Annotated in this window: 20 protein-coding genes and 1 pseudogene; 15 read left to right on the forward strand and 6 right to left on the reverse strand. The window is 62.0% G+C overall.

All coding sequences use genetic code 11. The features are described 5' to 3' along the window. Positions 1-69 precede the first annotated feature (69 nt). From GOEFS_RS03720 to GOEFS_RS03740, 5 genes are all read left to right on the forward strand, one after another. Entirely contained in the window at positions 70-1914 is a 1845-nt protein-coding gene (locus GOEFS_RS03720; RefSeq protein WP_007316538.1) for a DUF3556 domain-containing protein, read from the forward strand. Further along, positions 1911-3338, forward strand: coding sequence for a phytoene desaturase family protein (locus GOEFS_RS03725; protein WP_007316539.1), 1428 nt, complete (start codon positions 1911-1913; stop codon positions 3336-3338). The genes GOEFS_RS03720 and GOEFS_RS03725 overlap by 4 nt, the downstream gene beginning before the upstream one ends. Then, positions 3335-4651, forward strand: coding sequence for a PucR family transcriptional regulator (locus GOEFS_RS03730; RefSeq protein ID WP_007316540.1), 1317 nt, complete (start codon positions 3335-3337; stop codon positions 4649-4651). Before GOEFS_RS03725 ends, GOEFS_RS03730 begins: the two co-directional genes overlap by 4 nt. Before the next feature lie 72 nt (positions 4652-4723). Further along, the gene (locus tag GOEFS_RS03735; RefSeq protein WP_007316541.1) at positions 4724-5329 is read left to right on the forward strand and encodes a carboxymuconolactone decarboxylase family protein; all 606 of its coding nucleotides are present in this window, start codon (positions 4724-4726) and stop codon (positions 5327-5329) included. Further along, positions 5326-6195 (forward strand): RNA polymerase sigma-70 factor, encoded by an 870-nt coding sequence (locus tag GOEFS_RS03740; protein ID WP_007316542.1) that lies wholly within the window; start codon positions 5326-5328, stop codon positions 6193-6195. Before GOEFS_RS03735 ends, GOEFS_RS03740 begins: the two co-directional genes overlap by 4 nt. A 1-nt stretch (position 6196) precedes the next feature. On the opposite strand, the gene GOEFS_RS03745 is transcribed toward GOEFS_RS03740, so the two are convergent. Then, positions 6197-6610, reverse strand: coding sequence for a hypothetical protein (locus GOEFS_RS03745; RefSeq protein ID WP_007316543.1), 414 nt, complete (start codon positions 6608-6610; stop codon positions 6197-6199). Between the two features lie 369 nt (positions 6611-6979). On the opposite strand from GOEFS_RS03745, the gene GOEFS_RS03750 reads away from it, so the two are divergent. The 4 genes from GOEFS_RS03750 to GOEFS_RS03765 all read left to right on the forward strand — a co-directional run bounded on the left by GOEFS_RS03750 (position 6980) and on the right by GOEFS_RS03765 (position 9967). Beyond that, a complete protein-coding gene (locus GOEFS_RS03750; protein ID WP_007316544.1) occupies positions 6980-7231 on the forward strand; it encodes a hypothetical protein in 252 nt (83 codons plus the stop codon). A 119-nt stretch (positions 7232-7350) separates the two neighbouring features. Beyond that, entirely contained in the window at positions 7351-8232 is an 882-nt protein-coding gene (locus tag GOEFS_RS03755) for an oxygenase MpaB family protein (protein WP_050949772.1), read from the forward strand. 36 nt (positions 8233-8268) lie between these two features. Beyond that, a complete protein-coding gene (sigJ, locus tag GOEFS_RS03760) occupies positions 8269-9138 on the forward strand; it encodes an RNA polymerase sigma factor SigJ (RefSeq protein ID WP_007316546.1) in 870 nt (289 codons plus the stop codon). Between the two features lie 85 nt (positions 9139-9223). Next, complete coding sequence (locus tag GOEFS_RS03765; RefSeq protein ID WP_007316547.1) at positions 9224-9967, forward strand: SDR family oxidoreductase; 744 nt, start codon at positions 9224-9226, stop codon at positions 9965-9967. Here GOEFS_RS03765 and GOEFS_RS03770 read toward each other — a convergent pair. Next, positions 9959-11341, reverse strand: a complete 1383-nt coding sequence (locus GOEFS_RS03770) for a putative hexosyltransferase (RefSeq protein ID WP_007316548.1) — start codon at positions 11339-11341, stop codon at positions 9959-9961. The two genes, GOEFS_RS03765 and GOEFS_RS03770, sit on opposite strands and share 9 nt — an antisense overlap. A gap of 151 nt (positions 11342-11492) precedes the next feature. On the opposite strand from GOEFS_RS03770, the gene qcrB reads away from it, so the two are divergent. Genes qcrB through GOEFS_RS03785 form a run of 3 tightly spaced genes read left to right on the forward strand, consistent with a single transcriptional unit; the run spans position 11493 to position 14347 of the window. Continuing rightward, the gene (gene qcrB / locus GOEFS_RS03775; RefSeq protein ID WP_007316549.1) at positions 11493-13097 is read left to right on the forward strand and encodes a cytochrome bc1 complex cytochrome b subunit; all 1605 of its coding nucleotides are present in this window, start codon (positions 11493-11495) and stop codon (positions 13095-13097) included. A gap of 2 nt (positions 13098-13099) precedes the next feature. Beyond that, entirely contained in the window at positions 13100-13510 is a 411-nt protein-coding gene (locus GOEFS_RS03780; RefSeq protein ID WP_007316550.1) for a hypothetical protein, read from the forward strand. Between the two features lie 21 nt (positions 13511-13531). After that, positions 13532-14347 carry a nuclear transport factor 2 family protein gene (locus GOEFS_RS03785; protein WP_007316551.1) on the forward strand — a complete coding sequence of 272 codons (816 nt, stop codon included), beginning with the start codon at positions 13532-13534 and terminating at the stop codon, positions 14345-14347. On the opposite strand, the gene GOEFS_RS03790 is transcribed toward GOEFS_RS03785, so the two are convergent. After that, complete coding sequence (locus tag GOEFS_RS03790; protein WP_007316552.1) at positions 14337-14534, reverse strand: type II toxin-antitoxin system antitoxin; 198 nt, start codon at positions 14532-14534, stop codon at positions 14337-14339. The two genes, GOEFS_RS03785 and GOEFS_RS03790, sit on opposite strands and share 11 nt — an antisense overlap. Further along, positions 14534-15418 (reverse strand): SPFH domain-containing protein, encoded by an 885-nt coding sequence (locus GOEFS_RS03795; RefSeq protein ID WP_007316553.1) that lies wholly within the window; start codon positions 15416-15418, stop codon positions 14534-14536. The genes GOEFS_RS03790 and GOEFS_RS03795 overlap by 1 nt, the downstream gene beginning before the upstream one ends. 125 nt (positions 15419-15543) lie before the next feature. On the opposite strand from GOEFS_RS03795, the gene GOEFS_RS03800 reads away from it, so the two are divergent. After that, on the forward strand, positions 15544-16905 hold the full coding sequence (locus tag GOEFS_RS03800) for an aspartate aminotransferase family protein (protein ID WP_007316554.1): 1362 nt from the start codon (positions 15544-15546) through the stop codon (positions 16903-16905). On the opposite strand, the gene soxR is transcribed toward GOEFS_RS03800, so the two are convergent. Then, the gene (gene soxR, locus GOEFS_RS03805) at positions 16893-17360 is read right to left on the reverse strand and encodes a redox-sensitive transcriptional activator SoxR (RefSeq protein ID WP_007316555.1); all 468 of its coding nucleotides are present in this window, start codon (positions 17358-17360) and stop codon (positions 16893-16895) included. The two genes, GOEFS_RS03800 and soxR, sit on opposite strands and share 13 nt — an antisense overlap. A gap of 66 nt (positions 17361-17426) precedes the next feature. Between soxR and GOEFS_RS23745 the strand changes: the two are divergent. Then, positions 17427-18653, forward strand: a pseudogene (locus GOEFS_RS23745) (DHA2 family efflux MFS transporter permease subunit); the annotation flags it as partial. A 130-nt stretch (positions 18654-18783) separates the two neighbouring features. Here the strand turns inward: GOEFS_RS23745 and GOEFS_RS23115 are convergent. Continuing rightward, positions 18784-19884: an amidohydrolase family protein gene (locus GOEFS_RS23115; RefSeq protein ID WP_138917871.1), complete on the reverse strand. Its 1101-nt coding sequence runs from the start codon at positions 19882-19884 to the stop codon at positions 18784-18786. Positions 19885-20014: 130 nt separating this feature from the next. Between GOEFS_RS23115 and GOEFS_RS03820 the strand changes: the two genes are divergently transcribed. Continuing rightward, positions 20015-21161: FAD-binding oxidoreductase (locus GOEFS_RS03820; RefSeq protein WP_007316558.1), on the forward strand; the 1147-nt coding region annotated here is incomplete at its 3' end.

A 21161-nucleotide genomic window follows, 5' to 3' on the forward strand; every position in this document is an offset into this window, starting at 1 on the left:
GCAGATACTCCCTGCGCCAGTCACCCGGCCGGCGCACCATCCTCCGCATATCCGTGATTGGAGAAAACCATGGGATTCACCCAGCCCGACTTCCCACCGGTGGAGCCGGAAACCTTTCTTGACAAGCCGTTCTTCGAGCGCATCCGCATCCTTGGCACGCATTGGGCCGAATATGGTTTCGGCACACCGAAGATGGTGCATGTCATATACCTGCTGAAGGTATTCGTACTCTATATCGGCATTGGATTGTCCATCGCCACTTTTACTTCCGGGCTCAACGTCCTGCAGGTGACCGACTGGTGGAATGAGCCGATTGTCTACCAGAAGGCCGTGCTATGGACGATCCTCCTCGAGTCCGTCGGACTTGGCGGATCCTGGGGACCGCTGGCCGGTCACTTCAAGCCGATGACCGGCGGAATAACATTCTGGGCTCGCCCCAAAACGCTCCGCTGCCCACCGTGGCCGGGCAAAGTGCCATTCACCGCGGGCGACTCGCGCACTATTTTCGATGTCGTGGTATATCTGGCGATCTTGTCCAATCTCATTGTTGCGCTGGCACTTCCGGGCAAAGACACGTCATCGTTCAATGCTGTCGTCGCCGACAACCACGGCCTGGTGAACCCACTCCTATTGATCCCGTTGCTAGTGCTATTCGCGGTCATCGGCCTGCGCGACAAAATCATGTTCATCGCCGCGCGCTCCGAGCAGTATCTTCCGGCGGTGTTTTTCTTCAGTGTGCTGCCATTCGTCGACATGATCATCGCGCTCAAGTTGCTCATCGTGACAGTGTGGGTCGGAGCGGGAATCTCCAAGCTGGGCAAGCATTTCTCGATGGTTATTCCACCGATGATCTCGAATACACCGTGGCTCGCCAACAAGGCGATCAAGAGAATGCACTACCGGTCATTCCCCGATGACATGCGGCCGTCGAAGCTGGCGGGCACTGTTGGTCATGTGCTCGGCACCCTCGTAGAGGTGATCACCCCGCTGGTATTGCTGTTCTCTACCAACAAATGGCTGACACTCGCCGCGGTGATACTGATGGTCGCTTTCCACATCTTCATCTTCTCCACCTTCCCGCTCGCCGTGCCGCTTGAATGGAACATCCTGTTCGCGTGGGCCGCTGTCTTCCTATTTTGGGGTTTCCCCGCGTGGGGCGATTACGCGCTAACCGACACCTCGATGCCGTGGGCGATGGTCGCGATCGGCGCAGCACTCGTCTTCTTCCCGATACTCGGTAACCTGCGTCCGGATCTGGTGTCCTTCTTGCCGTCGATGCGTCAGTACGCGGGCAACTGGGCCTCTGCCACTTGGGCTTTCGCACCAGGTGCCGAGGAGAAGCTCAACGAATTCGTCGTGCGCTCCTCGCCGAATACCCGGACTCAGCTGCTGGCTTCGTATCCGCCCGAGGTCGCCGACGTTGTCATGCATCAGATGCTTGCGTGGCGTTCGCTACACAGTCAGGGCCGTGCGCTGTACTCACTGATGAGCCGCCACCTCGGCGATGACATCAACACGTACACACTGCGCGAGGCCGAGTTCGCCTTCAACTCGTTGGCAGCGTTCAACTTCGGTGACGGCCACTTCCACGACGCGAAGTTCATCGCGGCCCTGCAGCGCCGATGTGGCTTCGCTCCCGGCGAGTTCATCGTCGCCTGGATCGAGTCCCAGCCGATCCATAAGTCAACCCAGGCATACAAAGTCATCGACGCCGCGCTCGGAGTGATCGAGACCGGCACCTATCAGGTGGCCGACGCCGTCGCCGAACAGCCGTGGTTGCCCAATGGGCCAATCCCGTTCGAGGTGGAATGGACCCTCCCCGTTGACGCTGGCCGCGCCGTGACGGACCCTGGGATGGTGCACGTACCACAGTTGCGGACCACTGACCGCGAGCAAAATGAGGTCAGACGGTGACCACTGCCGTCGTTGTCGGCGGCGGGCCCAATGGGCTCGCCGCCGCACTGCACCTCGCCCGAAACGGTGTCGACGTGCAAGTCCTGGAAGCTTCCGACGAAGTCGGCGGCGGTGCCCGCTCAGGTGAACTGACCGTCCCCGGAGTCATCCACGACTATTGTTCGGCTTTCCACCCGCTCGGTGTCGGCTCGCCGTTCTGGGCCGCCGTCGGACTCGAACGCTACGGCCTGGAATGGAAGTGGCCGGAAATAGACTGCGCTCATCCGCTCGACTCGGGTGATGCCGGTTTGCTCTACCAGTCGATCGATCGGACCGCCGACGGCCTGGGCGCCGATGCCAAGCGATGGCGGATGGCATTCGGCGACCTGGCCCGCGGATTCGACGACCTCGCGCACGACCTACTTCGTCCAATCGTCAACGTGCCATCGCATCCCCTGCGGCTGGCGGCATTTGGCCCGCGCGCCCTGCTGCCCGCAACCGCCCTCGCCAAATGGTTTCGAACCGAACCAGCCCGCGCACTCTACGGCGGCATCGCAGCGCACGCATTCACCCGGCTCGACCGCCCGCTCACCGCATCGCTTGGGTTGATGATCGGCGCGAGCGGGCACCGGTTCGGCTGGCCCGTCGCTCAGGGCGGATCAGGTTCTATCACTTCGGCTTTGGTCGCAGCGCTCGACGACGCGGGCGTGAAAATAGCCACGGGTATCCGAGTCAGCAGCCGGGCCGATATTCCTCCCGCCGATCTGATCCTGTTGGATCTCACACCAGCACAGGCACTTTCGATCTATGAAGGCGACATGCCTGCTCGCATCTCGCGCTCCTATCGCAACTATCGGATCGGATCGTCGGCCTACAAAGTCGACTACGCGATCGAGGGCGACATCCCCTGGACGAATCCCGCCTGCGGCCATGCCGGCACCGTTCACCTCGGTGGAGACTTCGCCGAAGTCGCAGCGTCCGAACGCCAACGCGCCCAAGGGATCATGGTCGACCGCCCCTTCGTCTTACTGGGACAGCAGTACCTCGCCGATCGAACTCGAAGCAATGGATCGATCAACCCGATATACGCCTACGCTCATGTGCCGCGCGGTTTCGACGGCGACGCAACCGAAGCGGTCACCGCTCAGATCGAACGGTTCGCACCCGGATTCCGCGACCGGGTAGTCGCGACTCATTCCACAAGCACCCGCCAACTACACACGCATAACCCGAATTTCGCCGGCGGAGACATCATCGGCGGCTCCAACGATCGCCTGCAGATTGTCCTTCGACCTCGAATCGCGTTAGATCCCTACGCGATCGGTGTCGACGGAGTCTTCCTTTGCTCACAATCAGCGCCGCCCGGCGCAGGCATTCACGGACTGTGTGGCTACAACGCCGCACAGTCGGCGCTGCGGTACCTGGGCCGCCGCGACCGCCGATGACATTGGCCCGGGTCGGCGACGAGGGCGATGCCGCCCGACGTCGCCTTGCGCGTGTCCCGGCGATGGCCGATAAAGAAGTCCTCGCCTGTGCCGCCACCGTGGCGCGACAACTCCGGACGGACTATCCCGAGGTTGTGAGTGAAGTGACCACCACCCTGGCCCGCGAAATCGACTATCTGGATGCCGATCCGATAATCCACGAATTACTCGATGCCAGTGTGCAGGGCAATATCTCGACGATCATTCACGTGCTAGCCAACGATATCCCGGTAGACCATCTCCAGCCGACCACCGCGGCTGTCGAATACGCATTACGTCTCGCCCAACGCGACGTTCCGTCGAATTCCCTTGTGCGGGCATACCATATGGGACAGAGCGTGGTGATGCGACGCTGCTACCGACTAGTCGACGAGCTCATGCTGCCCGCGCCCGCCGCGATGGCGGTGACCCTGCACATCTCCGACGTCATCTTCTCCTACATCGACTGGATCACGCTATATGTGTTCCAGGCCTACGAAGACGAACGTCGACGTTGGCTCGGGGCGGAGGGAAATGTGCTGTCTTCCACTGTCCACCAACTACTTTCCGCCACCGACGCCGACACTGCCCTATTTGAGCGTGAGACCGGTTACCCGGTCGACCAATTTCACCTGGCTGTGATCGCATGGCCGGCCGACGAAACGTCCGACCTCACCGACCTCGATCGTGCCGTACGGACCCTGGCCGCGAAACTCAATTCCGATGGACCGCCGATCGTCACCGCGATCGATCGGGGGACCGTCTGGGGCTGGATTCCGCTGGGCGCTCGCAACCGTGTCGTCGATACCTCCGCCGTCGCCGGGCTGATGAGTACCGACGCGAGAACCCGGATAGCCCTTGGACTCCCGGCCAACGGCGCGCGAGGGTTTCGGCGTTCGCATGCGCAGGCTCAGGCCGCATTCTCGGTTGCCACGGCCCCGAACTCGCCAACCGGCGCTGTCATCGGCTTCGGCGACCGTGGCATTGCGGTGGTCTCATTGCTTGCCCGCGACCTCGACTCCACGCGCGCCTGGGTTCGCGAAGTACTCGGAGATTTGGCGGACGACACTCCTACCGCGGGCGACCTGCGTCAGACCTTGTCGGTCTTCTTCGCCAACCGTGACAGTCATCTCCGCACCGCGGAGCAACTGAACCTGCACCGAAACACGGTGAAATACCGCGTCGACAAGGCGATGGGCGAAACGTCCGCCAACGGTGACCGACTAGATCTGGCGTTGGCACTCGCGGTCTGCGAGTTTCTGGGATCGACGGTCATCGGCTCCGATCGAAACTAATTCTCGCCGACCTGTCACACATCCTCCCCGGGCGGTGTCTCATGTACGACCCACCGAACAAGGAGGAAGAAAATGACCACTGCTCGTCTCCCCAAGAAAGAACTCACCGGTATCTACGGCAAGCTGGTGAAAGTCATCGGCAACAAGATGGTTGGCGCGGTGCCCGAGCCGGCCGAGGTGATGTGGCATAGCCCACGAGTCGTGAAGTCACTCAACACATTTGGCGGCAAGGTCCGCAAGTGGAACGACTGCGACGAATCGTTGAAGACTTTCGCGCATATGGCAGTGGCATCGTTGGTCGGCTGCTCGTGGTGCCTGGACCTGAATTACTTCCTCGCCCACACCGAAGGCCTCGACGAACGTAAGGCGAGCCAGGTCCCCCGGTGGCGTGAATCCGATGTGTTCACCCCGCTCGAACGCGACGTACTGGGCTACGCCGAGGCGATGACGCAGACGCCCCCGACAGTGACCGACGAGATGGTCGAAACGCTGACCGCACAACTGGGGGCGGCGGCCGTCGTCGAGTTGACTGCGGCGATCGGATTCGCGAACGCGACAACCCGGGGTAACAACGCGCTGGGCATCGAATCCCAAGGCTTCTCTGCCGCTTGCGAATTCGCTCTGTCCGAGCCGTCTCGCCCCGAGGCCGCGAACGAGACGTTAGCCTCGAACGCGTGACCGTCGACCCATTCGTGGACCATCGCAGCCTGTTGTTCACCGTTGCCTACGAGATGCTCGGCTCGGCAGCCGACGCCGAGGACATCGTGCAGGAGACATGGCTGCGGTGGTCCGACGTCGACCAGGCGACAATCGCCGACCCGCGGGCTTACCTGGTCACCGTCGTGACACGGCAGTCACTCAATCGACTGCGCAGCCTGGCGCGCCGGCGCGAAGATTACGTCGGAGAGTGGCTGCCCGAGCCGTTGTTGACCACTCCCGACGTGGCCGACGACGTGGAACTGGCCGAAAATGTGTCGATAGCGATGCTCACCGTGCTCGAGACACTCGCACCCACCGAGCGGGCGGTCTTCGTCTTGCGGGAGGTCTTCGATCTGTCTTACGACGAAATCGCCAGTGCCATTGGGAAATCCGCTGCGGCCGTACGTCAGATCGCGCATCGCGCCCGTAATCACGTGTCAGCCAGACGCCCTAGGATGCAGGTGAACCGGGCCGAGCAGCAACAGGTCACCGAACGATTTCTCGCCGCCGTCGCGGGCGGCGACATGCAAGCCCTACTAACCGTGCTGGCACCCGATGTCGTATTGGTTGCCGACGGCGGCGGCATAGTCAACGCGGTTCGGCGCCCCATCACCGGTGCGACCGGTGTCGCCCGATTGCTCGGTGGCCTCGCCCGTGTCGCACCAGACGCGGCAGTCGAGGTCGGATTGGTCAACGGCGCGCCGGGCGGACGCATCATCGTCGGCGGCCAGCTCGACACCGTCGTCGGCGTGACCATCGAAGACGGGCTGATCACCCGCATCTACGCGATTCGCAACCCGGAGAAGCTAATTCGGTTCGATGAAGCCGTTTCCCTCGATCGGTGAGTCAGCACTGGATGTCGGCGAAGACGGTCCGTTTGGAATCGGTAACGATCCGCGGTGAATATCCCGGATAGGCGTCGGCGGAGAGTGACGAGTAGGCCCGGTACTTGCCCGGGTGGTCACCACGCCAGCAGAACGCGCTCACGGTCGCGCGGAAACTGCGGCCGGAGGTTCTGGTTGGTTCGGCGATACCGATCGGCAGAATGCTGTTGTAGAGGACCACGTTGACAGCGACCGCTTTCAGCGGCGCATCGCATTGATAGCTGACCGTCGACTGCACGGTCTGGCGAACCTTCTTCGGCGTGGTCAGCGTGTACTTGCAGTGGACAGTTCGCGCGGCATTTGCCGTTCCGGTAGTAACGGTGCCGCCGGCAGCGACTGTGAATGCCAAAGCCCCCGCGATAATCGCCTTGCGCATAGCAAATCTCCCCAATTCGACGTGTTGCGTCGCAGCGTAGCAAGGATTCAAGATCGGACACCGAAATTCGGGAAAATAGTGCGCTGCAAAGGGCAGCTTGCCCTCGGCAGCGTGCTGCTCTCCCGAATTTCAGCAACGCCTCAGCAGCGGATACCGAGCTGTCGGTTGCCCGATCGACAGCGCACGACGGGCTATCCACCAGCTCAAGTCCACCGAATAGGCGATTCAACATCGCTGACATCGCCAGGTCATTTCCCCAGGTCACAGCACGTCGTCTCGTCGACTTGCCGAATAGTGCCGAGGTTCCCCTACACTGGCCGGGACCGCAGCAATTAACATCGCGCCACTGGCGCAGGAAAGGCAGAAGACATGAGACGCGCCACTTCACGTTTCACCAAGCGCGCCCTGGTTACGGGCATCGCGGGCCTTGGCCTTGCCGGTGCACTCGGACTGGCCGCAGCGCCGGCGAACGCCGCGCCGACTAAGCCCCCGTCAAAGTCGGATATCGCGAACTCGCCGACCACTGACAACATCCGCCTCGCGCTCGACAAGCTCGCCGAAGACAATCCGAGCCTTGCGCCCGCGATCGAACTCGCGAAAGGCGCCCTGGGCGCGAAGTAGAAACCTCACCATTCGGGCCGTTCCACGTCGGTGGAACGGCCCGTTTGCGTTTCTTCGGCATCGAAATCCCGCGACTGGAGACAATTGACAACAGACGTTTTCAGATTTACCGTCAGTCCATGAGAACGCCGTTTCGCCAGCGAAATGTTCCGCCGACGACCATTCCACAAGCCACTACCGCACTATTCTTCGGAATGGGGGTAGCCAACATCATCATGCAACTGTCGATGCCCGGTGTTGGGCGTGGAGTATTCGAAAGCCGCGTCGACTCGGGCAGCGCGTATCGACGCGTCATCAAACGCCAGCGCACCACCGGTCAATATCTCGCCGTGGCGATAGTCGGGTCGAAATCAGACAAGCTGGCCTACCACACGGCCGTTCGCGAAGTGCATAGTCACGTGCATTCCACTTCCGACTCCCCCGTGCGCTACAGCGCCAACGATCCTCGCCTGCAGCAATGGGTCGCGATGTGTCTCTTCAAGGGATTCCTCGACTCGTGGGAACTAACTTACGGCCAGCTCGACGACACGACACGTAATCATCTTCTCGCACAAGGAAAATCGCTGGGCACAACGCTGGAGATGCGCGGGCATGACTGGCCGGAAACCTACGCGGAATTTGAACAACGTTGGGCAGCAACGCTTCCCGAGCTCTCCATCGACGACGACGTACAGGGCCATCTCGCGGCACTCGCCGATCTTTCCTTCCTGCACAGCCAGTGGGGCCCGGCGGGCCGGGTCATGTCACGCGCACTGGGACCTCAACTGAAGTTCATGACGCGGGCGACGCTTCCGCCGGAATTCCGCTCGATGATGGGCTGGACGTGGTCAGAGCGAGATCAACGGAAATTCGAGCGCATGGTGGCACTACACCGGGCGATCGACTTCGTCGCACCGTGGCTGAGCCCGGTATCACTGCGCGCCTACATCGTCGATCTTCGAGTCCGCCAGGCGCTCGGCCTCCCGACACTCGGCAAGCTCAAGGTCCGACCGGCCGCCTGAGTTCACCACCGGAGTTGACTCGTACACTCGGACAACATGAATCGCGAGTCAGACCTGGCCGATGCGGTCGCGGTGTTCGACGAGTCCCGCCCGCGACTGTTCGGCATCGCCTATCGAATGCTCGGCAGCGTCGTCGAGGCCGAAGATATCGTGTCGGAAGCCTGGCTTCGCTGGCAGCAGACCGACCGCGGCGGGATTCGCAATCCGCCCGCCTACCTGACCACCGTGACCACCCGGCTAGCCATCAACACCTTGGATTCGGCCCGATTCACTCGCGAGTCGTATTTAGGACCGTGGCTGCCCGAACCCGTTGATACCAGCGCTGATCCCACGCTCGGCGCCGAGACGGCGGAAGCCCTCGACCACGCGGTTCTCGTTCTTCTCGAATCCCTCCCCTCCGATCAGCGCGCGGCATATGTGCTCCGGGAAGCATTCGCATACGACCACGAACAGATCGCCGACGTGCTGTCCACGACCGCCGCCAACAGTCGACAGTTGGTCAGCCGAGCCCGCAAACACGTTGGGGCACAGCGGAAAATGCCGGTGGATCCCGCCGAGCATCGGTCGCTTCTCGACGCGTTCGTCGCCGCGGCGCAGGACGGGGATCTGAGACGTCTGGAAGAAGTTCTCGCCGGCGACGTCGTGAGCATCTCCGACGGCGCGGGTATCGCCCCGCGTGCCGCACGCCGACCAGTCATCGGCATCGACAAGGTCGCCCGAATGGTCGCTGGCTTTGCCGATTGGTGGATCGACACAACAGTCATTTCGGTGAACACCAATGGCGCGCCATCGGCGGTGATCCGCCGCGGCAACCAAACACTCGCCGTACTGACCATTAGCGCATCGCCATCCGGAATTGAGCGACTGCACTGGGTGATGGCACCGGACAAACTGACAGCGCTCTGAGCAGCGCTGTTGCCGACGTTGTCACATCTGGACCCGCTGATCGGTCAATAGTGGTGACGCGTTCACTACATCTGAAAGGCACGCTATGAAAATCGTGGTCATCGGCGGAACCGGACTGATCGGCAGCCAGGTCGTCACCACCCTCACCGAACAGGGACACGACGCTATCGCCGCCTCCCCACAAACGGGTGTCAACGCCCTTACCGGAGAAGGCCTCGACTCCACCCTCGCCGGAGCCGATGTGGTCGTTGACGTATCGAACTCGCCGTCGTTCGCCGACGATGATGTCCTCGACTTTTTCGTCACCTCAACCGGCAATCTGCTCGAAGCGGAACGTCGGTCGGGAGTGAAACACCATGTGGCACTGTCGGTTGTGGGTGCGGGAGACCTTCCAGATAGCGGCTATCTCCGCGCCAAGGCCGCGCAAGAAGAACTGATCCGTTCGTCGGACATCCCGCACTCGATCGTGCAAGCGACGCAATTCTTCGAGTTCACAAGAGCGATCGCCGATTCCTCGACTGTCGACGGCGCACTGCATCTCGCGCCGGTGGAGTATCAACCGATAGCCAGCGCCGACGTCGCGGTGGCTATCGCCGGAAAAGCGATCGGTAGCCCGCTGAACGCGACGGTCGAGATCGCCGGACCGGCGAAGCTACGGATGGACCAATTCATCCCGGCGGTTCTCGCGCAGGACGACGACCCGCGCCCGGTCATCGTTGACGAACACGCGACCTACTTCGGAACGGAGCTGACCGATTCCAGCCTCGTGCCCGGACCGGGTGCCGAGCTGGGCGAGATTACCTACGAAAAGTGGAGCGCTTCAGTGTGATTCACTCCTCGCCAATCGCCGGAAGACAGTGATGACGGCGTAGATCAGATTGAGCACGGCCAGGGCCATCATGGACGAGTAGACGGTCAGCCCGGTGTCACCACGTCCCGACGTATAGCCGCCCTGGCCGTGTCCACCGCCGGGACCGTGGCCGCCGCTTGGCGCGTGCCCGCCTCCCTGCCTGTCGGCGAAACTATGACCACCGGGCCCGCCGCGCTGCCCCGGCCCACCACCGAACCGGCCCATCGACTGGTCGCCGCTCAGCGACGAGTGATAGACACCAATCGCACTGGCCTGCACCAGAATCGGGACGATCACATATCGCAGCGGCAGGTAGAACGCGAGGAGCACGGTAAGGATCTCGGCGAGGTAGAAATACCGATCGTGCATGGCGGGCAACACGAATGGCACGATCACCGCGCTCGCGGTCGACACCAGCAGAATCGTCGTCGCCGTCACCGGCGGCCTCTTCCACACTGACCATCCGAGGAAGACCGCAATTATCGCTGCAGCACAGGCGATTCCAGCGTGTGCGAGCCACGTGGCATCGCCGCTAATCGGTATCAGCTGATAGAGATTCGCCGCTCCGAGAGTGAGCTGCTTGTATGAGTCGGTCTGATCGAGGTACACCGACAACACGGTTCGCCAAGGCGCTCCGACGATCAACGCGGGTGCGTCGAGCAGTAGGTACACGGCCGGAATGGCGAACAAGGTGTACCAAGGCAGCTTGCGGCGCAACAGTACGAATGCCAGGACGGGAACGACGAAAATGGCCTGAAGCTTGAAAGATAGTGCGAGGCCGAAGAATACGCATGCCCACCACGAGTTCGAACGCCAGTCGTCGCGCGCTTGGGCCCGCATCAGAAAGTAGATGCCGCCGACCACGCAAGCGGAGTACACGGCGTCGGCCTGACCCCAGATGGAGCCGTTCGCGATCACTGAAGGCAGCAGCAGGACCAGCCCGAAAGCTAAGGCGCGCAACCCAAATCGCTCGGTCCGCAGCGCGACGATGCGATAGGCGAATACCGCCAAGATCAGTTCGAAAATGACGGAGATCAGCTTCACACCGACCAGCGCCGGGATATGGAGGTAGGTCAGAATCGCCAACAGATACAGGTAGGGGTAGTTATAGTCGGCGAACCTCTCTTTGAAGGCGGGAAAACCTCCGGCGTCGGCGATCTGCTGATACCAGCGACCGAGGAACGCGCGGTAGTCCATCGTCTCGAAGTCGATGAACTGATAGCGGATCGCCACGGCGACTACGACGATGAGGGCGAGCGTCCCCCAGCGAACCCATCGCGGCGGTACGCGCGGCGCGGGAGGGGACGCGACGCCGACTCCATTAGTCGGGGCATCAAGCAGCAGGGTGGCCATCTGGCCACTATGGCGAGCGAGACTGTGAAGGCGGTGGGAGCCGACTGTGGGGTCAGTATTTCCGCGCGGCAATTACCCCTTCCCAAATGCCCCCCTCGAGTTCTACTATCGATTGTAGTAGAAGCCGCAATCTGCACGTTGGGAGCAGGGCATGGCCACATCTACCCGCCTTTCCAGACAGGCGAACGACGTCGACTCGCGTTATCACCTGGCCTCTGGCCTCCGACGTCAGATCAATAAGGTCTTTCCGACCCATTGGTCATTCCTGCTCGGCGAGATCGCCCTCTACTCGTTCGTCATCCTGTTGATCTCCGGCGTCTATCTGACGCTGTTCTTCGATCCGTCTATGTCGGAAGTCGTCTACCACGGTGATTATCAGCCACTCAACGGCGTGATGATGACCAAGGCCTACGAAACCACGCTGAATATCTCCTTCGAGGTGCGCGGCGGCCTGTTCGTGCGCCAGGTACATCACTGGGCCGCACTGCTCTTCGCTGCCGCGATCATCGTGCACATGATGCGCATCTTCTTCACCGGCGCATTTCGCCGCCCACGTGAAGCCAACTGGGTCATCGGCTGCGTATTGCTCATCCTCGCCCTCTTCGAGGGCTTCTTCGGATATTCCCTACCCGATGATCTGTTGTCCGGCACCGGAGTTCGCGCGCTAACCGCTGGCGCGCTCGGCCTACCGGTGGTGGGCACGTGGATCCACTGGGCACTCTTCGGTGGCGACTTCCCTGGCGACATCATCATCCCGCGCCTCTATGTAATCCACGTGCTACTGTTCCCGGCGATCATTCTGGCCTTGATCGGCGCACACCTCGCGCTGGTGTGGTATCAGAAGCACACGCAATTCCCCGGGCCCGGCCGCACCGAGAAAAACGTTGTGGGCGTTCGGATTATGCCAGTCTTTGCCGCCAAGGCCGGCGCGTTGTTCGCGATTGTTTTCGGCGTCATCGCCATCATGGCCGGCATATTCCAGATCAATCCGGTATGGGTTCTCGGCCCGTATAACCCGGCACACGTCTCCGCTGGTTCTCAGCCCGACATCTACATGATGTGGACCGACGGCCTTCTCCGGCTAATGCCCGCTTGGGAATTCTATCTCGGCAATTACACTGTGCCAGCATCGAATTGGGGCGTGCTAGTCATCGGTCTGGTCTTCACCTCAATGTTGACGTACCCGTGGGTCGAGAAGCGACTCACCGGCGACCGCGCGCATCACAACCTGTTGCAGCGTCCACGCGACGTTCCGGTCCGGACCGGAATCGGCGCGATGGCCGTCTCGTTCTACGTCATCCTCACGCTAGCCTGCATGAACGACGTCATCGCGTTGAAGTTCCACATTTCCCTCAACGCGACGACATGGGCCGGCCGGATCGGACTGATCGTGGTACCGCCGCTCGCGTACTTCATCGCCTATCGCTGGGCGCTCGCGCTGCAACGCGCCGACCGCGCGGTGCTCGAACACGGCATCGAGACCGGCATCATCAAGCGTCTCCCGCAGGGCGAGTACATCGAGATCCACCAACCGCTCGGGCCGGTCGACGACCACGGGCATCCAATTCCGTTGCCGTACCAGGGCGCAGCACTGCCAAAGCGGATGAACAAGTTGGGATCGGCCGGGTCTCCGGGCTCGGGAACATTGCTGCTCGCCGATCCACCGGAGCAGCAAGAGCTCGCAGAGAGACACGAGCGCGAGCATCGCCGAGCGGAAAAGGCTGTGCTACAAGAACTTTCCAGTCGGCAGGACTAATCATGACCATCCTGGGGTTCATCGTCGCGGCCATCGCCGTTGCCGCATGGACCCTCTCCTACCGTCGTTCGACAGCTCCGATTCGCGATCCGCACTTCTTTATCGCGGTCTCACATCTGGACGCTGGAATCCGACGACCCTCGATCGCCGAGGCCGAATTGATCGACGAGAAGCATCACTTGGAGGCTCGAGCTATGTGGCCGGCGGTGATCGTAGGCATCCTGTGCGCTGTCGGCGCGCTGTTTCTCGGGCTAGGCAACTACTACTATGTATCTGTCATCGTCGAAATTCGTTGGTTCGCAATCGAATTGGTGACAATAACGGTGCTGTCGGCTATCGTCGCCGCATTATGCGCCGCGCGCACCGGACGGCGGGCAGCCAGTCAATCCCAACTCTACCGACACGCGGGATAGAACAAGTTCTAATATTGATATATGACGACACCGGCGGACAGGTCCGCATTGCTGGCCACGGCGCTTCGGTCACCCCAAGCGACCGCGGCCCACGATCGCGCCGCCTGGTTGGATCTGTTCACCGACGACGGCACCGTCATCGACCCGGTCGGGTCGCGACCGCATCAGGGCCGGGAAGCGCTCGGTAAGTTCTACGACACTTTCATCGGTCCGCGGAACATCGTCTTCTCGTCGGACTCCGACGTGGTATCGGACGGCTCGGTATACCGGGATGTCACTCTCTCGGTACAGCTTTCGACATCGGTGACGATCGACGTTCCGACAATCCTGCGCTACGACATCGTCGGCGTACACGGTGCGATGCACGTATCGCGACTGCGCGCGTACTGGGAAATGCGCCCGATGATCGGAGCTCTAGGTCGCAGCGGGTTGGCCGCGCTACCGGTCGCCGCCGCACTATCCGGTGCGATGCTGCGAAACCAAGGCGTCGTCGGCGCCGCGGGGTTTCTCACCGCATTCCGGCGACCCGGCCACGACGCCGTCGAGGCCCTTCGCACAATCGTCACCGCCGCATCGGTGGCCGACCACGAACCGGTCCGGAATATCATCGGGCCATCGACGCCGGTAACTCTCAATGGGCGCAAGCTCATCTTTACCGCCGAACTCGTTGTCGCACTTGATAATGCACATGGCCGAAAGTTCATCGCCGCCGGCACTACGGTTGCCGCGGTCCTCGATCATGACGCGTGGGCCGGTTTCATCTTCGCCGAGTTCACACACTCGACACCTACATCGCTGGCCATCGTCACCGAGCCGCGCCGAACACCTACTTCTTAGGCGTCCGGCCGGCGTCGTCCAGTGCCCGGCGTAGCGCGTATTCGATCTGCGCGTTGACGCTGCGCAGATCGTCGGCCGCCCACTTGGCTATCGCTTCGTGGATGGCCGGATCAAGCCGCAGCAGAACCTTTTTCGGCTCTCGTTTGCGGCGGCGCGGCGGCTGCTGCGCTGACTGCTCCTGCGACATCAGGCGTAGAGGGTACCTGCGTTGACCACCGGCTGGGTGGCCCGGTCACCACAGAGGACCACCAACAGATTCGACACCATCGCGGCGCGTCGCTCCTCGTCAAGTTCGACGACGCCTTGTTCGGATAGCCGGTCCAGTGCCAAGCCGACCATTCCGACCGCTCCTTCGACGATCTGCGCACGCGCGGCAACCACCTGGGCAGCCTGCTGTCGAACCAGCATCGCCTGGGCGATCTCCGGTGCGTACGCGAGATGCGTGATGCGCGCTTCGATGACCTCTATACCTGCGGATTCGGTGCGCTCGCGCAACTCGTCGGTCATTTCCTCGGCCACTTGTGCGCCGTCGCGCAGGCTCATCCGATCTTCGTTATGCGAGTCGTAGGGCCGCGTGGTCGCCAGATGCCGGACCGCAGCCTCAGACTGGGTCTCGACAAACTCTTCGTAGTCGTCGACGCTGAACGCGGCCTTGAAGCTGTCGGTGACTCGATACACGACCACGGCCGCGATCTCGACCGGATTGCCATCAGCATCGTTGACCTTGAGCTTCTGCGTTTCGAAGTTGCGCACCCGCAACGAGATGCTGCGCCGGTCGGTGAGCGGGAGAACCGCGAAGAAACCTGGCTCGCTTACCGATCCAACGTAACGCCCGAAGAACTGAATCACCTTGGCCTCGTTGGGATTAACTATGGTCAACCCGGTCGCGAGGACGATGACCACCAGCGCGACGACGCCGGCGACGATCGCACCCACTAGCGATCCGACCCTCTCATTGTTGGCAAAGTCGACGAGGCCGAGCACCAATCCGACGATCGCGGCCACCAAGACCACAAAACCCGGCAACAACACAGCGAATCCGTTTCGGCGAACGGCCTGACGGAGTTCCATGACTACCTCCTAAGCTCTGGCGGCCACTCGGCTGCCTATCAAAGTGATATCACATTGATAGTTTCAGCGCCACTAGAGCCGACCGTGTAGATTTCACCTTCACCGCACTTGAAGGGACCCTGGGTATGAATCTCGACGACGCCATCACGGCCGGACGTCGGGCCTACGAGCTCGATCGCAAACATGTCTTCCACTCGTGGTCGGCGCAGAAGCAGATCGACCCGATGACGATCATCGCCGCGGCCGGCTCGTATGTATGGGATGGCGACGGACACAAACTGCTCGACTTCTCCTCGCAATTGGTCAACACCAATATCGGCCACCAGCACCCAAGGGTGACCGCGGCCATCGCGGCCCAGGCCGCGAAACTGACGACCATCGCGCCGCAGTACGTCAATGAGGCCCGCTCGGAGGCCGCCCGGCTGATTTGCGAACGCACCCCGGGCGATCTCGATCGGGTGTTCTTCACCAACGCCGGCGCCGACGCCGTCGAACACGCGGTGCGGATGGCCCGTTTGCACACCGGCCGCTACAAGGTCATGACGCGCTATCGCTCGTATCACGGCGGAACCGACACCGCCATCAATCTGACCGGCGATCCACGGCGCTGGCGCAATGATTACGGGACCAGCGGCGTCGTGCGTTTCGACGGACCGTTCTTGTACCGCAGTGTCTTTCACGCCGAGAACGAAACGCAAGAATGCGAACGAGCGCTCGAGCATCTCGAGCGCAAGGTTTCGCTGGAAGGCCCCGACACCATCGCGGCGATCGTGCTGGAGTCGGTGCCCGGCACGGCGGGCATTATGGTTCCGCCGCCGGGATATCTGGCTGGCGTACGCGAGATCTGCGACCGTCACGGCATCGTCTTCGTCGCCGACGAGGTGATGGCGGGCTTCGGACGGACCGGTAAATGGTTCGCTATCAACAACTTTGACTCCGACGGCGCCCCGGTGATACCCGACCTCATCACCTTCGCCAAAGGCGTCAACTCCGGTTACGTACCACTGGGCGGCGTAGCCATCAGCGACGCCATCGCGGCCACCTTCGCCGACACCGTCTATCCGGGCGGACTCACCTACTCGGGCCATCCGCTGGCCACCGCCGCGGCCGTGGCAACCATCGAGGCAATGGAATCGGAAGGCATCGTCGACAACGCTGCCCGTATCGGCCGCGATGTACTCGGCCCTGGACTAGCGGACCTGGCGCGCAAACATCCCAGCGTCGGCGACGTTCGCGGAATTGGCGTGTTCTGGGCTATCGAACTCGTCACCGACCGGGTAACCAAGGAACCGTTGGCACCCTACGGGGCATCCAGCCCGGCGATGACCGCGGTCGTCGCCGCATGTAGGGAGAACGGACTGCTGCCGTTCGCTAATTACAATCGGATACACGCGGTGCCGCCCTGCAACGTGTCCGATGACGAAGTGCGCGAAGGACTTTCGATCCTGGACCGAGCACTCGACGTCGCCGATGGTTACGTAGTGTGACCCGACTCCAGCCCATCCATCAGTCGGTGCGGACCGGGGCCTTGCTTGGCCATCTCGTCGTGTGGGTTCAGTAGCCGGCAATCGGTCATCGATAAACAGCCGCAGCCGACGCAGGAGCCCATGAGGTCGCGCATCCGCTCCAACAGTTCGATGCGCCGGTTGAGGTCGGCAACCCAGCGACGTGACGCGTGTTCCCACATCTTTGGTGTCGGAGAATCGCGAGATCCTAACGCTCCCAACACCTCTGAGATCTCCGACAACGGGATTCCAGCGGCTTGCGAGGCCTTGATGAAGGCTACGCGGCGCAGCATCGCACGGTGATAACGACGCTGGTTGCCTGACGTGCGTCGGCTAAAGATGAGGCCGAGTTCGTCGTAATAGCGGATCGCCGACGTCGCCACACCGGACCGGTCGGCGAGTTCGCCGACGGTCAGTTCCAGATGCTGGGCGGGCACGCGGTCTACTGTACCGCGAAATTCGGCCTTGACTTCAAGTGAACTTGAACTTGAATGATCGGTGCTATGAACTCCACCGCACGCAAGATTGCCCTGGTCGTGGCCCTCGGGACGCTCATGGTGATGTTCGACGTCACCGTGACCGCCATCGCTATTCCCACACTCACCACCACATTCGGCACCACACTGAGCACGGTTCAGTGGGTCACCACCGGATATACCCTCGCCCTGGTCGCGGTGATGCCCACCTCCGCCTGGCTCGTTAGCCGCTTCGGCGACAAGCGCACCTATCTGACCGCGCTGGCGTTATTCGTCGGCGGTTCAGTCATGGCCGGATTGGCCTGGAATATCGGCAGCCTCGTCGCGTTTCGCGCCTTGCAAGGCTTGGGCGGTGGACTACTCGCGCCCGTCGGAATGACCATCGTCATCCGGTCGGCCGAGGTAGCTCACCGCGGGCGGGCGATGGCAGTCCTCGGGCTCCCGCTGTTCATCGGTCCCGTCCTCGGACCCACCCTCGGTGGTGTCATCGTCGACTCGGTGGGGTGGCGCGTGTTGTTTCTGATCAACCTACCGATCGGAATGATTGCCATCGCGTTGGCGGCACTTCTGTTCCCGCGCAGCGAAACTGGCGTGCGCACCGGACTCGACTGGCGCGGCCTGCTCACCCTGCCGCCCGGAGCGGTCCTCGTCGTCGCTGGACTGTCCCGGCTTGGCGAGACCGGCGATGTCGCCGATCCGATCGGACTGGTTTCAACCGCCCTCGGGATCACACTAATTCTCCGCTTTGCCCTACGCGCGCAACGTGTTTCAATTCCGCTGCTGAATACCCGGCTGTTGCGTCGGCGGCCGATGTGGTCAGCTCTCGCAACCCTGGCTCCGTTCACCGCGGCATATTTTGGTTCGATGATCGCCTTGCCGATTTATGTTCAGCAGGTGCGTGGCGACTCGGCGACGATAGCCGGCATGCTGACGATCGCGCAGGCATTGGTCTCAGCGGTAACCCTGCAGATAGCAACCCGACTCGTCGATCGCATCGATCCACGACGCATCGCACTTGTCGGCATCTCGTCGGCACTAGCCGGCTATGTCGCCGTCGCCGCGTGTATCGCGACGAATGCGCCCTATCCCTTGCTGGCCACGGTGAGCATATTGATCGGCATCGGCGCCGGCGCGACGATGATGCCGTTGATGACGGCATCGACCCGAAACCTCCCAGATACCGATGTGCCTTCTGGCTCAACACTTCTCAACACCAATAGCCAGCTCTTCTCGGCGATGGGCGCGGCCGCACTCGCGACGACACTGTCGATCACCTCGCCCACGAGCGCGCCAACGGGCCACTGGGTGGCGCTCGCCTACCTAGTGCCGATCTCGCTGGTTAGTATCGCGCTCGTGGTCGCGGCAACCGCATTGCCCCGTGACATTAAGAATCTATCCGATAGATGCGACGCGCATTTTCCCGAAAAACGCTGCGCAGCAAAGCATCTCCATGTGGTTCAAGTATCTCGGCCAGCCCCGCGACGATATTCGCCAGTGACGCGTTCGGCTTATCGATCGGAAAGTTACTACCGAACATCAACCGCTCGGCTCCGAAATGCAGTAAGAGGTGGTCGACTAGCGGAGTGATCATCTCCTGAAGCGTCGCCTGACTACCGATATTTCCCGACGGCATCCGGCCATAACCGAGAATGGGAAAAGCCAACCCGGACAGCTTCATCACCACATTCCGGTTTTGCGCGAGTGTCGCAGTTCGCTCCCGCCACAGGCGAAGGACATCGGCGCGTGCCGCCGCGGTGGCACCGGTCCGCGATCCGACCGGGCCGAAGATCCCAACGGGTACACCAAGATGGTCGACGACAATCCGCGTGTCGGGATACTCACGAGCGAGGCTTACGACGTCGTAGAGTTGATGCGAGTAGACAAATGTTTCAAATACCAAGTCCCGCTCGGCGATCCGCCCAAAGCCATCAAGGAAGTCGGGAGAGATCAATACGGCGTCGTCGTCGATCCAGTCACGCACTTTGGGGTCGGAATGCCGCGCACCCATCAGCCGGACCCCGCGCAACTGCGGCACAACGGTGCCGATCAGATCGAGCTGCGCGGTGACGTTGTGATGACGTGGGTCAACATGCGCGACGAACGCCCCCAGCTCGGGCGCGCCACGTTTTCCGAAGGGCAGTCCGGCAACATAACGCGCCTCGTCAATTCCACTGTGATTACCTGCGCGCCAGTGTGATTCGACAAACACGACCGATTCGACCGGCACCCCCACGGCAGCCGGCACCGGACGCACATCCGTTTGATATTGCTCGGGCTCGTAGACGCGCGCGACGTTGCGCGGCGTCAGCGCGAACTCCCGGTCCGCCTGCGGCACAGCCGCGGCGAAAACCACATCGCTGACGACCCGGGGCATGAACCGATACGCGCGGGACAGGCGATTAGCCGCCCACGGTGTCCGTGCCGGATTCCAGAAATGGGCGTGAGCGTCGACGACCCCCGGTATGACTCCCGCCAACACCTGCATTAGTCGAGCGTGCCACATCTGCCACCGAGCCGCCTCAGATCCGTCATTACGCGGCTTTGGACGCAACTTGGCCAGGCAGACTAAAGTCGGAGCAGCACACTAGCCACAATTGGAAGGAGGGCTTTTGGAAATGTCGGATCCTGAAGGCAATCCCATTGAGTATCTACGCCAGCGAATTGCTGATGACCCAGCGACTTTCACGCGCCACTTCTTCGCCCGGCTATTCGCGATCCGCCCGGATCTTCGAGAACTCTACCCCGCATCGATGACGCATCAGCGGGCGTCCTTCCACAAGATGATCAACCACATTCTCGCGGTGGTGCCGCAGCCGGCCGGACACGCCGACCTCATTGAGGTGCTCGGTCAACTCGGTCGGGACCATCGCAAATTCGATGTACTACCCGAGTACTACCCACTCGCGGCGAAGGTCGTGGTCGACGAGTTCGCCGAGATCCTCGGCGAGGCGTGGACCCCGGACACCGCGGCGTCGATCACCGAAGCGGTGAACCTGGCGACCGGTGTCATGCGCGGCGCGGCCGAGTATGTCGAAGGTCCAGCGGTGTGGACAGCGCGCGTGGAAGAGAAGTTCCGCGTATCGCGCGGGGTGTCGGTAATCCGGCTGGTCGCCGACTCGCCCTTGCCGCACAAATCCGGACAGTATCTTGAAGTCCAAATTCCGCAGTGGCGACGCGTGTGGCGTAATTTCTCACCGGCCATTCCGCCGAACCCGCAGGGCGAGTTGGAGTTTCACATCCGCAGCGTCGAGGGCGGAACGGTCAGCAAGTCGATCATCCTGGAGACACGCGTCGGAGATGTGTGGGCGCTTGCCCAGGCACACGGCACCCTGCACGTCGAGTACGGCGGCCCCGAAGTCTTGATGATCGCCGGCGGCACCGGCTTGGCGCCGCTGCGCGCGATCTTGACCGACATGTCGCGGCGGGTCGATGCCCCTCGCACAACGCTGTATTACGGCACGAAGTATCCCGGCGAACTATACGAACTCGGCGTCCTGCGTCGGATGGTCGCGACCAACCCGTGGCTGCGAGTCGTCGTCGCGTCGGAGGAGAAAGATGACCCGTGGTGGCTGAATGCCTCTGCGCTGCCACAGGATTCGACGATCGAGCATCGATACGGCACCGCGGTTGAGGTGGCACTCGCCGACGGTCGGTGGACCGAACATCAGGTCTTGGTTGCCGGGTCACCCGATATGGTTCAGAACACCCGACGCCAACTGCTGATCGCCGGGGTGCGCGCCAGTTCTATCCAGCACGACCCGA

The sequence above is a fragment of the Gordonia effusa NBRC 100432 genome, assembly GCF_000241305.1.
Taxonomy (GTDB): Bacteria; Actinomycetota; Actinomycetes; order Mycobacteriales; family Mycobacteriaceae; genus Gordonia; species Gordonia effusa.